We start from the raw sequence: 12,678 nt of genomic DNA, 5'->3' as shown, positions 1-12,678 counted from the left end.
TGATTACTAATATTTTTAGCAAAATAAGAATTTTTCAGCCAAAGCTGCAAGTTTGTTGAAAAGTGGTTAGCCCGAATATTCTGCCCGGTTGTAAGTATTTAATGAAAATTACGGCCTTTGTGTAAGATGCTTTCCACAGACATATCACGCTTTTGCGGTACGGGCGAAACTGTTTCATCAGCGCGTGATAGGGTAACCTCAGGGAAATCGTCGCCCTTTTGAGTAAGCTTGCTTAGCAGGTTATTAAGATTAAAGCAACGTTTAACAACAACGTGTATCACCTGGCCTTCTATTTGTACCTGCCCCTCAACCATTAGTAAGCGGGCTTGCAGTATCTCGCGGCGGTATTTATTAAACATTTTTTCCCATACCACCAGGTTGGTAAAACCGGTCTCGTCTTTTATGGTGATAAACAGCACACCTTTTGCAGTACCCGGCCGTTGCCTAACGGTAATAATGCCCGCTGTTTTTAGTCGGTCGCCGTTTTTAAGCTCTTTTATTTTTGCGGTAGGGGTTACGCCAAGCATATCTAACTGGTAACGCACAAAGCTTACCGGGTGCGCTTTTAAGGATAAGCCTGTAACGGCAATATCCTGCACCACATGCTCTGATCTTGACATTAGCGGCAGGCTTATCTGGCGCTCCTTTGTACTCTCTGATGGCTGGTTGCCAAACAAGGCTAACGGTTTATCATTTAAAGCGGCAATTTCCCACAAAGCCTGGCGGCGGTTTAAATTGAGTGAATTAAAAGCATCAGCATCAGCTAATATCTTAATAGCATCTGTTGGGACGCCGGCATTACTAAGCTGACTAATGCTTTTGTAGCCCATCCCTCGGTTAGCGGTAAGCATCTGCATATCCTGTAAAGATAAACCCTTTACCTGCCTGAAACCCAGGCGTAAAGCATGGTATTCACCATCTATTTCTTCAAGTATGTTATCCCATTCGGAGTAGTTGATATCTACAGGGCGTACCACAACATTATGCTCACGGGCATCATCTACAATTTCTGCCGGCTGGTAAAAACCCATAGGCTGACTATTAAGCAAGGCTGCTGCAAAAACATCTGGGTAATGGCATTTTAAATATGACGATATGTATACCAGATGCGCAAATGATGCTGCATGGCTCTCTGGGAAACCATAGCTACCAAAGCCTTCTAACTGCTTAAAAACCCTGCGGGCAAAATCTTCTTCATAGCCTTTTTTTACCATGCCTTCTACCAGTTTATCCCTAAAAGCGCTTACTTGTCCTTTGGCTTTAAAAGTTGCCATACTTCGTCGTAACTGATCGGCCTCAGCAGGGGTAAAGCCCGCTGCTACGATGGCTATTTCCATTGCCTGTTCTTGAAAGAGAGGGACTCCTTTCGTTCGTCCTAAGATTTCTTTTAGTTCATCTGAGGGATAAATTTCAGGATCTATCTTATCTCTTCTACGTAAATAAGGATGCACCATGTCGCCTTGGATAGGGCCGGGGCGTACAATGGCAACCTCAACAACCAGGTCGTAAAACACGCGCGGCTTTAACCTGGGCAGCATCGACATTTGTGCCCGGCTTTCAATCTGGAAAACGCCTATGGTATCGGCCTTGCATATCATATCGTAAACAACAGGATCATCCTGCTCTACGCTTTCTAAAGTGTAATGCTTGTGATAGTGGAGCTGCAGCATATCAAACGCTTTACGGATACAAGTAAGCATACCTAAAGCCAGCACGTCTACTTTAAGAATGCCCAAAGCTTCCAGGTCGTCCTTATCCCATTCCAATTGGGTTCGGTTGTCCATGCGGGCATTCATCACCGGGCAAATATCTGAGAGTTTGTTTTGTGTGATCACAAAGCCGCCGGTGTGCTGCCCCAACTGCCGCGGAAAGCCCATTAGCTGACTGGTGAGCGCCAAAACCTTTGCAATATGGGGATCATCCGGATTAATGCCTTGGGCAACAAGGCGGTCGCGGTCAAAGCCCTCCTCGGCCCAGCTCCAGATGGTGCCGCCGAGGCGTTTAATAGTATCTTCTGATAATCCCATTGCTTTGCCAACATCGCGCAGTGCACCTTTATGGCGTTCCTGGGTTACAGTAGCCACGATGGCTGCATGTTCGCGACCGTACGTGTCATATATCCATTGCATGATCTCCTCCCGTCGCTCGTGCTCAAAATCAACATCAACATCCGGCCATTCTTCACGCGAGTCTGACATAAAGCGTGAGAACAGTAATTTTTGCTTAAGCGGATTTACCGGCGTGATGCCTAAGCAATAACAAACCGTACAATTAGCTGCAGAACCACGGCCCTGATGTAAAATATTCAGTTCTTCGGCTTTCTGGGTGTATTCGTAAACTCTTAGGAAGTAGGGGGCAAGCTTGCGGCGTGCAAAAAAAGCTAACTCAAAATCTATCTGCTTATTTATCTCCGGTGGAATGTGATCGCCAAATCGCTTGTGCGCACCATTCATGGTATGTTCGCGCAGGTGCTCATCTGCGGTACGTCCATCGGGGCTTCGCCACTCCGGCTCGAGGTATTTTAGTTCATCTAATGAGAAATGACAGGCATTGGCAATTTCCTGTGTGCGCTCAATAGCATCAGGGTAAAGCGTAAAAAGCCGTTCTATTTCTTCAACAGGTTTCAGGTAGCGTTCAGCATTGGCCAGCAAACGGAAACCTGCATTGCTGATGGTACATTTCTCGCGTACGCAGGTTTGTATATCCTGCAGTTCACGACGGGCGGGTTCATGATAATGCACATCATTGGTAGCCACCATTGGCACGCCTGTTTTTTTGATGCGGTACAAACGCTTCCTGTCGTGCCCATTGTATAAGCGGCTGGCTGCTATATATAATTCGGAACCGAATATTTTTTTATAAACGGCCAGGTTGCGTTTAAAATTATCATCAAAATCAAAACTATCATTCAGTTTTTCGGGTGGGATAACAATGAATTTAATACCTTTTTTGTGTTCGTAAACATCGTTCTTGTATAGCTCGCATTTACCCTTTTCTGTACGCAGGTTGCCTAATGACAATAGGGCGCAAAGCCTGCCCCAGGCACTAACATCGGTAGGGTATGCCAGCAGGCTCGGGCCGTCTATCAGATCCAATCGGCATGCGGGAATGAAACCTATTTCATTTTTATCACTCTTAATTTGCTGGTGTGCACGCACAATTCCTGCAACACTATTACGGTCTGTAATAGCAATTTTAGTATAGCCTAATTCTTTAGCCCGGGCAGCAAATTCCTCGGGGTGTGAGCCGCCCAGCATAAAGGTAAAGTTGCTTGTGATCTGCAACTCTGCATACTTGGTTTTAATTTCTTCCATATTAATCCCCCTTACGCAAAAAAACCGTGCAGGTACCATTGTGTGTCACCACCCTGATGATGCCCCGAACGGAATACCCAGTACCTGCAACCTTTTTCATCCTCTATCATGTAATAATCCCGGTGTTTGTGCCTGTCGGCATGTTGCCACCATTCGGGTTCGATGCGTTCGGCATCGTCGGCTTTTTTGATGATGTGCTTTTGCCCCTTCCACACAAAATGTTTGGGTGGGTCATCCGGCAGCAGGGCCATCACTTCAATACGTTGCGGATACTTTAAAAGGAGCGAAGGGCGGGGCCTGCCATTGTTCCAATCCATCTCAGGCTGATCTGTTAGTGATAAGGCCGGTTTTATAGATCTTTCAGGCCAGTAGCTGGCTTGCGGCAGGTAGCGATGAATGTTTTGTGCACCTATTTTATTGCCAACACGGTCTAATAAGCCTGCAAGGGCATCGGTTGATCCTTCGCTGCCTTCAAGCAGCCATAAGTTTTCCTGCTTGTGTTCAACTTCTTCTACCTTAAAGGCATCAAGTGTAAACAGTTCAATCCCTAAAGCCGGTTCAATATTGGGGATTTTTAACGCGAATAGTTTAAGCAGATGGGCAGGATTGTTTGATGGCTTATTTGTACCAATCACTGTTTCTGTTAAATGTCCGTCAACACGGTAGCCTTTTAAAACAGCTTTGCGTAAACCATTTCCTTCGCTATTTAAGCGTTCGCACATCATTTCCAATAACGTATTGATCGCTTTTTCAATCACTTCTGCTGTACGAATGGGCTCTAAGAATGGTAACCGCACATGATAAGGCTCAACCGGGTGGATGTATTGTAAAGGCTCATCAACATTACCTAAAGCCTGATGCAGCCTTAACAGAAAACTGTTTCCAAATCTTCTGCGTAAGGCAGAACGCTCATGCCCAATTAACTGTCCTACTGTAAAAAATCCAAGTTTATATAGCAGGTCAACCGTTTCTGGTTCAATACGTAAAGACTCCGGTGGTAAGGGCAGTAAAGCTTGTTGGTGCTCTTGAGTTGTTATAATAGGCTTTTGTTTACCATAACGTGCAACAGCCCATGCAAGGCCAACCGTATCTGCCATAGCTCCACGCACATCATACCCTTTTGTTATCAGTGTTTTTATTAATGATCTGAGGTAATCCTTTTCACTGCCCCATAAATGCGTGCAGCCGGTAATATCCAAGAGCAACCCATCAGCATCTATAGCGATAAGGGGCGAATAACGTATACACCAGGCTGCTGCTTTTTTTAATATTTCTTCAGCTTTGCCGGGTTCGGCATCCAGCACTTTCAGATCGGGCACTACGGCACGTGCATCTGCAGCAGCCATGCCCGTGCTAATGCCATAGCTTTCGGTTAAATGGTTTGCGGCTTTTACAATCAGTCGGTTTTTTTCGGGTGCAACCAGTACGAAAGGTACATCCTTCAACTCCGGCTGCCGAAGCGTAAGCCAATCCGTTAATAAATGACGGAACCAAAGTGAAACATAGCGCCTGCCCATAATTAACCAACCTGTAATTGTACATCAGTGTATTCAATTTGCGGTTCCTGTTCGGTTCCCCAGGTAAAGCCCTGATCGCTCCAGCTTAGTTGCCAGGTGCCGGGCAACCCGTTACGAACCCTTAGCAACTGTACCTGCCAGCACGGAAACCCCACACCTGGCAGATCGCCTTCTGTTTGGCTGGGTAATGGCGTTACCTGCCAGCGGGCAACACAAGTAGTAGTGCTTAGCTTTTGCAAATTGCTGCGCATAACAAAACCGGTAACCTTACTGGCCTCAACCACCAATTGTAACCGCCGCGACTGTGCAAAGCTTAAATCATTCACTTCGGCAACAACGGCGGCAATGCTTTCGCATTTAAGTGCTTCTTCCATAGCCCAAAGTGTATCGCGTTCGCGCTGGGTATCTACAAATACCAATCGGTGTGCCGCTACCCCAAATTGATGGGCTGATGCAGGGAAGAATTTTCTGCCGGTACTTATCCATATACAAGCTCCGCCGTTTTTCATCAGTACAGATAAGATACCCATCATTAATCCGCTTGTAGCCGCTGCCTGTTCTTGTTGCCCACAAAGCATTTCATGAATGTTGCCCGTAGGAAATACTCCATTAGGAAAAGCAGTTTCAACAGGCCCTAAACCAATCCCCTTTTGCTCACCTACAGCAGGCGAGACAAAGCCCTGCCATCCAAGTATGTCTTTCTGCAAGCGTTCGATGATATTTTGGCGGGCCTCTGTCATATATTTATAAATGTAAAATTGCTAATATTTTTAGTATTTATAAAATCTTTTTTTGATTTTTGTTTGATGACGACGAAAAATATTGCGCTCGAGCGAGAAGCCCGTGCCTGGCTAAAACGCCACAACGGCGCGGATGAGATCATTAATATTGTGCCTGCAATGGAAGAATATTATGCAGTGAAAACTTATCATTTGTACACTGCTTATGAAGCGCAACCTGATTTTTTAGGAAGTATTTTATTTGATGCCGATAACAATTGGATATATAATGGCGGTGACCTTTGTGTAAACGAGCAGGAACAACTGGCTGGTTTTATTGTTAACTACCAGGAACGACTGTAGACCTGCGTAAAACTAAAATAGAATGTTAAGTATATTGTTAATGCTTAACATAATGATAATATGGATTTAACCTTATCTTAGTTTAGCTTTGGTGCAGATAATCAAACAGATACTATCATATATGAAGGACAAACTAAAACCCCTTATCAAAGAAGCTAAAAAAACCGCACAACGTGCTATACATCAGCACTTAGCCGTACAGTTAAAAGAGATCACTTCAAAATTTGGTGAAGGCTCAAAAAAACTTGATAAAAAGATAGAAAAAGAGGCAAAAAAGCTTGCCCGCAAATTTGCCAAAGATATCAAGATCAACAAAGAAGGTTTATTGAAAGACAACACTGTTGTTAAAGCGCCTGAGGCTGCAGCACCTAAAGCTGACGCCCCGGCTAAACCGGCCCCTAAAAAAGTTGCAGTAAAGCCGGCAGCTGAACCGCAATAAGCTAAAGCTTTATCAATTCGTTCTTTAAAGCCGATATCACCAGGCCGGTTCTTGATTTTACATTAAACTTCTGGAACAAAGCCTCTCGATAATTATCAATAGTATGCGGACTAAGGTGCATCATATCGGCAATTTGTTTGTAGGTATAATCAGAACAGCACAGCTCCAAAAACTTTAACTCGTTTGCACTTAGGCCGGCGTTTTGAGTTTTTTGGGGCTGATTGTTTTGTATGTTACGCAACAACTTACCTGATACCAGTTCATTGATATAAAAAGACTGCCTTGCTATACCTCTTATAGCACTTATGAGGTCGCCGGTTTTTGATTGCTTAAGCATGTAACCGCCTGCACCGCTTTTAAGCATACCTATAATAGGTTTATCCTCTTCAAACATACTCAACGCAAGCACATTTACATCAGGGTGGTTCTCTTTTAACCATTTAGTAGTATCATAGCCATCCATTATGGGCATGGTTATATCCATCAATATAACCTCCGGTAAAGGATGGTTACAAAGCTTATTTATCATATCTGCACCGTTTTCCGCATCAAACAGCACATTTACCTCGTTAGATTCCGAAAGCAATTTAGCAAGCCCTTGTCTGAACAAAGTATGATCATCTACTATGGCGATGTTAATTTTTGAGTTTTCCATTGGTTGTGGGTTGTTGTGGTATTTTGATAATGATGCTTGAGCCTTTAGCCGGCGAGGAAGTGATGTTGGCTGAGCCTTGGAGCATGGCGCTGCGTTTAACAATGTTATGTAAACCCATCCCGCTTTTGCGGATAAGCGCTTCATCAACGTTAAAACCTATACCGTTATCAGTTATTTGTAAAGTACAGAGATCGTAATTTTGGTTTAGATCAATGTTTATCTCTGTGGCTTTTGCATGCTGTATAATGTTGTTGATGATCTCCTGGAAGAGCCTGAATAAGATAGTGGCCTTTATCGCGTCAAGATCTATAACTTCTTTGTTGTAGCTGTAGTTGATCTTAAACTTATCCGACCGCCGCAGCCATTCCAGTTCAAAATCAATTGCTGCAGCTAACCCCCGGCTCACAATTTCTTCGCCATGCAACAAGCGTGAAAGGGCTTTAACCTCTTTTATCGACCGCATGGTAAGGTCCTCAACCAGTGCAAGCTTCTCTGTCGCGCCCGGGCTATCGTTAAGATCTACCGAGCTCAGTGTTATTGTGGTAAGGCTCAGTAACTGGCCAATATTATCATGCAGGTCATAAGCAACAGTTTTTAACGTTTGCTCCTGTACTTCCATTTGGGTTTTCAATAACTCTGTTTCAAATGTTTTCTGCATGGTAAGGGTATCTTCCTGATGCTTGCGCTTACGCCGGTTGTACGACAGGACATACAGTATCAGAAACAAGGGAGCAATAAGAAATATAACAGAAGTTAACCCTATGAGAAAGATAACTTCCTTTGACGATATCTGCATATAAAAGCGTATGACCAGCAGGCATACATAATTACATCTAACACGTTGTAAATGATGTACCTGATTGAGTTATTGTAAGTGATGGACTCATATTCGGCAAGATAGTCCATAAAAATGTTGCATGCCGTACTACCGAAGTAAAAGAATAAAGCGCCGTTTACCCACCAGAAAGAGGCCGAATAAAGAAGCGGCTCAAACTTTTCATCCCGTAGTTTCAAATAGTAAAAATACAAGCTGGCCAAAACAAATATCACCGACATGATAGAAGCCGTTGCAGAGGTAAATCCTTTAAAATTGTTGTGAAGCATCTCTGATAGGAAGATAAGCATAAAAATGCCGTACCATACATAGAGCCATTTTATAGGGTAGTTGTAGGGCCGATAGAGGTGGTAAAAAAAATAACTCGTAAACCCGCACTCAAACAACAGGTAAACATTATAAACCGGGTAGTTGCGGATTTGCAGAAACTCACGCATATAGATACCGGTTACTTCTGTTATGCATGTCAGCAATAAAAAGGCAATAAGCATTTTCCAGGTGGTGCTTTTGTCTTTCAACAGAAAAATAAAAGCAACCAGGAAGCAAATAAACTCTGATGCAGTGTTAACGCTGATAAACTTCAATGTATGGTTTATTTTATGAGTGTAGCACCAATTGTATTACAATCTCTCGGTGGTGGGCATATTTCGCCGCGATTTTCGGGTGGATTTCCAACAATAAAACCTCGGGGCGGGGTGTTGGCGGTAGGCTTATCAGTATAGTAGTCGCGGTGAAACTTTTGGCCAACTTTATTGGTGCTGTCCTTGGTAGATACCATCACCAGTGTATTTCTATTCCAATAAATGCGGTCGGGTTTATGGCCGCCGGTAAATCCTTCACTGTAAACGCTGTCATAAGCAGCAAGATAAAAGCGAATCCCATCACCACCTTCGCTTTTTACTTTATTAGCCAGTTTCTGTAGCCTGTCTGCGCTAAACCATATGGCACGTGTGTCTGGCAGTTTTTTTACTTTAGATAAATTACTCTCAGAATAAACCGAATCTATATATCCGGCACGTTTCTCGTAATTTTTTACATATTTTTTTGCCAATTCATAAGTGATACTATCAGGATCGGCATAATTAGTATTGGCGTTAAGGTCTGCATGTTGGTTTTGGCAGGAGCCCAAGGCGAGGGATGCAATAGCTGCTGTCAATAAGGTTTTCTTATAAGTGATCATAGTCTGGATTAAGGGTTCACCGAAGGTAGACAAATATCAGTTGATGTAATTGCCTTTTTTTGCCTTAAAGTATTTTAAAAAAAGCTGATTTTACCCTGTCAGCAAGCTATGGTCAGATCTCGCTTTCAATTACAACAGGCTGTAAACGTTTGATTTTTGTCTTATGCCTAAAACCCATATAAATTAAAGCGATAGCGGCTACTATACCACTGGCGTACATAATTGCAGGCACCATACTAATTACATCCTGATAACACCAACCCGAGATCAAAGCGCCCAAACCAATACCGGCTTCGAGAGAAATATACATGGTTGCCATAGCTTTACCCCGATGATCGGGTAGGCTCATATCAACCGTCCAGGCGTTTAGGGCGGGGGAAAGAATGCCTGTTGCAACGCCATAAACTACACCGCCAAGCATCAGCCCGGTTACAGTTTTGGCAAAGCCGATGATAGATAAAGATAGTACAAGTAAAACCAGCCCTGTATTAATAACTGATATGCGTCCGTACTTATCAGATACTTTACCGGCTACAAACCTTATAAGCAAGGAGGCAATGGTGAATACCATGAAAAATAAACCTTTATTAACGATACCGAGGTGTTGGCTCCAATCCGGGATCACGGTAAGGATTGCGCCGTAGGCTACGTAAGACAGCAAGGTAACAATGGCAGCTGGAAGCACCTCAACGGCGATAATGTCCTTGCGGGATATCTTCAATATCGATAAGCTGAAAGGGCGTTTATCTTTCAGCGTTTCCTTCATGTTCATCAGTATGGCGATAGACATCAGCGCAAAAAAAGATGATACGTAAAATAGCAAGTTAAGCGAAAAATACAAACTTATGGTGCTCCCAATAGCAGGCCCAACAGCCAAGCCGGTGCTAAAGCAAATACCATGAAAACCTAATGCCTCGCCCCAACGCTCGCGTGGTACTATGTCAGCTACATAAGCTGCGGTTGCAGTAGGCTTAAAACCGGTTGAAAAGCCATGAAGCAAGCGCAAAAATAAAAAGCCAGCTACCGTGCTGAGGATAGGGTACAAAAAGCCGCAAACAAAACAAACGATGGAGCCGACAGCCATTACCGGCACTCGGCCAAGGGTATCAGTTAATCGCCCGCTAAAAGGTCGGGATATGCCTGCAGTAAGCGTGAATAGCGCTATTATCAAACCTTTATGTTCGGCGCCGCCCAGTCTGCTTAAATAAGCAGGTAATTCCGGAATGAGCATATTAAAGCTGCACGAAAATAAAAACGAGCTTAAGCAAACCAGTGCAAAATGGAGATTATAAATGGGGTGTACCGGTTTGGCCATAGAACTTGCTTAGCGTTTGCAAGTGTAAGAAAAGTGAGCCGATTGGAGTAGTAAAAATCTTTATTAAAGCTGAGCTACAAAAATAGCTTCTTTTTATATAATTATATTTTCAGTAATTATTGAAAATATAATTAATAAACTATATTTGCATATGGAAAAGACATTACAAGAGGTAGTAAAACTGGCAGGAGTTGGCCAGTTGCTGCTGGCGACGGTTAGCCTTATAGTGCCAAAAGTATTTAAATGGCCTCAGGAGTTAAGTAAAGTTCAGCCTATGATAAAAAAGCTGTTTTGGGTTTATGCTGTATACATATTGGTTATCAACAGCAGTTTCGGCTTACTATCTGTAACTATGAGTGGGCAACTAATAAACGCTACGCCGCTTGCATGTGCGGTAACGGGTTTTATTGCTGTCTATTGGATATCCCGATTGGCGATCCAGTTTTTATATTTCGATAGAACAAACTTTCCTAAAGGCGTTTGGCCCTTAATTAAAGAGATGGTATTGGTAACTGCCTTCGTCTTTTTTAGCATTGTTTATAGTTACTCATTTTACCTTAATTTTAAGTAATTATGAATAGCGGCCTATTAATACGTTTAGTTGCATTTGCACTTATCAACGTTCTGCTCATTACTGGTGGCTATTTTATAGCTAAATACAGATACCGCTATATAAGCTGGCTTTCATTGGTATTTTCAATAGCACTGGTTTACTGGCTTTTTATTAATCAGCATCCAGTATTAAAGATGCTCGCTATTATAGCTACTACATTTACTGCTATGAAGATAGTAGCGGTATCATCTATGCCTGATAAAACAACCTTAAAACTGTCTTTTGGGAAGTGGTTTGCTTTTGCATGCGGATGGGCGGGTATGCGTCCTCAGCCATTTGAAACGCTTGGAGAGCCATCTCAACCTGGTGCAACAAGAATGATCAGCTTTGGTATCAGCAGGTTATTACTGGGTTTGTTGCTCGTATATGTAACACGTCTGCTTATTCATCATAATATAATACCGGGTAATTCTCTTGGCTATATTATAACTGCACTATTGTTGCTAATTGGTTTTAGCCTGATTCTCCATTTTGGATTACTTAGCATCAGTGCGGGGATGTGGCGTTTGCAGGGCGCAGCTACCTATTACTTATTTAGGAGGCCAGCCGCTGCATTAAGTATAACCGAGTTTTGGGGTAAAAGATGGAACTTGGCTTTTAGCGAAATGACATCAATAGCTATCTTTAGGCCACTCAAGCAAAGATTTGGCAATACCGCAGCTGTTTTCGTGTCATTTGTTTTCTCCGGATTGCTGCATGAGTTGGCTTTGAGCGTTCCGGTAAATGCCGGCTATGGATTATCAACGCTTTATTTTTTGGCACATGCATTTATAGTAGCATTGGAAAGGACTATTCAAAAACGATGTCCTCTTTTTCTGGCAAATAAGACAACCGCCCATATCTGGGTTTTCTTTTGGTTGGTTTTGCCCGCTCCATTGTTATTTCATCCGCAATTCATAAATGGGGTAGTGTTACCACTCGCCGACTTATCACCTATCTCATTGCCACAATAAATAACCGTGGATAAGGCAGCAACACGGTACCATCTGCTTGAGCGGGGTATTCTTTAGCTATCTGCTGTTGATATTCTTCCAAAAAGTCCTGTTGTTCACCAGCTTCCAAAACGTCGAGATAGGGCCGTAGTCCGGTGCTTTTTACCATTTCAACAATTCCAGCGGCCCCTGTTTTAATTGGATGAAAGTATGTTGTACGCCAAATATCAACTGATTCTACTTTGTCATGTAACAGACTGAAATACCAATCAGGAGATTGCCGGTCAAGGCGCTTTGGGGCTGCAGTCAGTTTTTCTGCCCACGGGCCGTTTGCTGCAACATGCCTCATTAAGCGATGGGTAGGTTCTGCAAAGTTATCAGGTACCTGTATAGCAAGTGTGCCACCAGGATTAAGCCGGTTAAGCAATGCAGGCAGGATAGTGGCGTGGTCTGGTACCCATTGTAAAACAGCGTTGGATAATATTACATCGAAAAGCCCTTTATTTTCCCAGGTGGCTACATCCGCAATATCAAACTGTACCTCAGGCAGGCGCTTGCGGGCAGCTTCAATCATATTGGCAGAGCTATCCATGCCGATGATCTTCGCATCAGGGAATTTTTGTTTAAGTAACTCTGTAGAGTTTCCGGGCCCGCAACCTACATCTGCGGCTATTTTTATAGCGTTAGTTTGTATGCGATTAAGCAGATCATAAATAGGGCGGTTCCGTTCGGCCTCGTACTTACTGTACAAATCTGCCGACCAAGTGTCGCTGCTGTGATTACTCATGTTACTATA

The 12,678-nt window shown here is 43.3% G+C and carries 13 protein-coding genes; 4 read left to right on the top strand and 9 right to left on the bottom strand.

What is annotated here, in order from left to right; translation table 11 throughout:
• Nucleotides 1-98: 98 nt before the first annotated feature.
• The 3 genes from FPZ42_RS11285 to FPZ42_RS11275 are packed head-to-tail and all read right to left on the bottom strand — an operon-like array spanning nucleotide 99 to nucleotide 5,571.
• Entirely contained in the window at nucleotides 99-3,314 is a 3,216-nt protein-coding gene (locus tag FPZ42_RS11285; protein WP_146271403.1) for an error-prone DNA polymerase, read from the bottom strand.
• Between the two features lie 11 nt (nucleotides 3,315-3,325).
• Nucleotides 3,326-4,831, bottom strand: coding sequence for a Y-family DNA polymerase (locus FPZ42_RS11280; RefSeq protein ID WP_146271401.1), 1,506 nt, complete (start codon nucleotides 4,829-4,831; stop codon nucleotides 3,326-3,328).
• A 2-nt stretch (nucleotides 4,832-4,833) separates the two neighbouring features.
• Complete coding sequence (locus FPZ42_RS11275; protein WP_146271400.1) at nucleotides 4,834-5,571, bottom strand: ImuA family protein; 738 nt, start codon at nucleotides 5,569-5,571, stop codon at nucleotides 4,834-4,836.
• A 66-nt stretch (nucleotides 5,572-5,637) separates the two neighbouring features.
• Here FPZ42_RS11275 and FPZ42_RS11270 point away from each other — a divergent pair, with 66 nt between their 5' ends.
• Nucleotides 5,638-5,913, top strand: a complete 276-nt coding sequence (locus tag FPZ42_RS11270; protein ID WP_146271398.1) for a hypothetical protein — start codon at nucleotides 5,638-5,640, stop codon at nucleotides 5,911-5,913.
• A gap of 121 nt (nucleotides 5,914-6,034) precedes the next feature.
• Entirely contained in the window at nucleotides 6,035-6,352 is a 318-nt protein-coding gene (locus FPZ42_RS11265) for a hypothetical protein (protein WP_146271396.1), read from the top strand.
• Nucleotide 6,353: 1 nt separating this feature from the next.
• Here the strand turns inward: FPZ42_RS11265 and FPZ42_RS11260 are convergent, their stop codons facing one another.
• The 5 genes from FPZ42_RS11260 to FPZ42_RS11240 form a co-directional block, all read right to left on the bottom strand.
• Complete coding sequence (locus FPZ42_RS11260) at nucleotides 6,354-7,007, bottom strand: response regulator transcription factor (protein ID WP_146271394.1); 654 nt, start codon at nucleotides 7,005-7,007, stop codon at nucleotides 6,354-6,356.
• Complete coding sequence (locus FPZ42_RS11255) at nucleotides 6,988-7,665, bottom strand: sensor histidine kinase (protein WP_186458749.1); 678 nt, start codon at nucleotides 7,663-7,665, stop codon at nucleotides 6,988-6,990. Before FPZ42_RS11255 ends, FPZ42_RS11260 begins: the two co-directional genes overlap by 20 nt.
• 101 nt (nucleotides 7,666-7,766) lie before the next feature.
• Entirely contained in the window at nucleotides 7,767-8,426 is a 660-nt protein-coding gene (locus tag FPZ42_RS11250) for a hypothetical protein (protein ID WP_146271390.1), read from the bottom strand.
• A gap of 8 nt (nucleotides 8,427-8,434) precedes the next feature.
• Nucleotides 8,435-9,022 (bottom strand): hypothetical protein, encoded by a 588-nt coding sequence (locus FPZ42_RS11245; protein ID WP_146271388.1) that lies wholly within the window; start codon nucleotides 9,020-9,022, stop codon nucleotides 8,435-8,437.
• Nucleotides 9,023-9,134: 112 nt separating this feature from the next.
• A complete protein-coding gene (locus FPZ42_RS11240; RefSeq protein WP_146271386.1) occupies nucleotides 9,135-10,337 on the bottom strand; it encodes an MFS transporter in 1,203 nt (400 codons plus the stop codon).
• Between the two features lie 151 nt (nucleotides 10,338-10,488).
• Here FPZ42_RS11240 and FPZ42_RS11235 point away from each other — a divergent pair, with 151 nt between their 5' ends.
• Both FPZ42_RS11235 and FPZ42_RS11230 read left to right on the top strand, forming a co-directional pair.
• Nucleotides 10,489-10,908, top strand: coding sequence for a hypothetical protein (locus tag FPZ42_RS11235; RefSeq protein WP_146271384.1), 420 nt, complete (start codon nucleotides 10,489-10,491; stop codon nucleotides 10,906-10,908).
• A gap of 209 nt (nucleotides 10,909-11,117) precedes the next feature.
• Entirely contained in the window at nucleotides 11,118-11,903 is a 786-nt protein-coding gene (locus FPZ42_RS11230) for a wax synthase family protein (RefSeq protein ID WP_186458748.1), read from the top strand.
• Here FPZ42_RS11230 and tam read toward each other — a convergent pair.
• Nucleotides 11,884-12,669, bottom strand: coding sequence for a trans-aconitate 2-methyltransferase (tam, locus tag FPZ42_RS11225; RefSeq protein WP_146271380.1), 786 nt, complete (start codon nucleotides 12,667-12,669; stop codon nucleotides 11,884-11,886). The two genes, FPZ42_RS11230 and tam, sit on opposite strands and share 20 nt — an antisense overlap.
• Nucleotides 12,670-12,678: the final 9 nt, after the last annotated feature.

Source organism: Mucilaginibacter achroorhodeus (assembly GCF_007846095.1).
Lineage (GTDB): Bacteria > Bacteroidota > Bacteroidia > Sphingobacteriales > Sphingobacteriaceae > Mucilaginibacter > Mucilaginibacter achroorhodeus.
Note: the sequence above shows the minus strand (reverse complement) of the source record. Positions and strands in the feature narration are given on the sequence as shown.

Excerpts from the sequence above, each read along its gene's own strand:
- FPZ42_RS11270 (WP_146271398.1), top strand. The coding sequence starts at position 5,638 with ATGACGACGAAAAATATTGCGCTCGAGCGAGAAGCCCGTGCCTGGCTA.
- FPZ42_RS11240 (WP_146271386.1), bottom strand. The coding sequence starts at position 10,337 with ATGGCCAAACCGGTACACCCCATTTATAATCTCCATTTTGCACTGGTT.
- tam (WP_146271380.1), bottom strand. The coding sequence starts at position 12,669 with ATGAGTAATCACAGCAGCGACACTTGGTCGGCAGATTTGTACAGTAAG.
- FPZ42_RS11275 (WP_146271400.1), bottom strand. The coding sequence starts at position 5,571 with ATGACAGAGGCCCGCCAAAATATCATCGAACGCTTGCAGAAAGACATA.
- FPZ42_RS11235 (WP_146271384.1), top strand. The coding sequence starts at position 10,489 with ATGGAAAAGACATTACAAGAGGTAGTAAAACTGGCAGGAGTTGGCCAG.
- FPZ42_RS11255 (WP_186458749.1), bottom strand. The coding sequence starts at position 7,665 with ATGCAGAAAACATTTGAAACAGAGTTATTGAAAACCCAAATGGAAGTA.
- FPZ42_RS11285 (WP_146271403.1), bottom strand. The coding sequence starts at position 3,314 with ATGGAAGAAATTAAAACCAAGTATGCAGAGTTGCAGATCACAAGCAAC.
- FPZ42_RS11265 (WP_146271396.1), top strand. The coding sequence starts at position 6,035 with ATGAAGGACAAACTAAAACCCCTTATCAAAGAAGCTAAAAAAACCGCA.
- FPZ42_RS11230 (WP_186458748.1), top strand. The coding sequence starts at position 11,118 with ATGAAGATAGTAGCGGTATCATCTATGCCTGATAAAACAACCTTAAAA.
- FPZ42_RS11245 (WP_146271388.1), bottom strand. The coding sequence starts at position 9,022 with ATGATCACTTATAAGAAAACCTTATTGACAGCAGCTATTGCATCCCTC.
- FPZ42_RS11280 (WP_146271401.1), bottom strand. The coding sequence starts at position 4,831 with ATGGGCAGGCGCTATGTTTCACTTTGGTTCCGTCATTTATTAACGGAT.
- FPZ42_RS11260 (WP_146271394.1), bottom strand. The coding sequence starts at position 7,007 with ATGGAAAACTCAAAAATTAACATCGCCATAGTAGATGATCATACTTTG.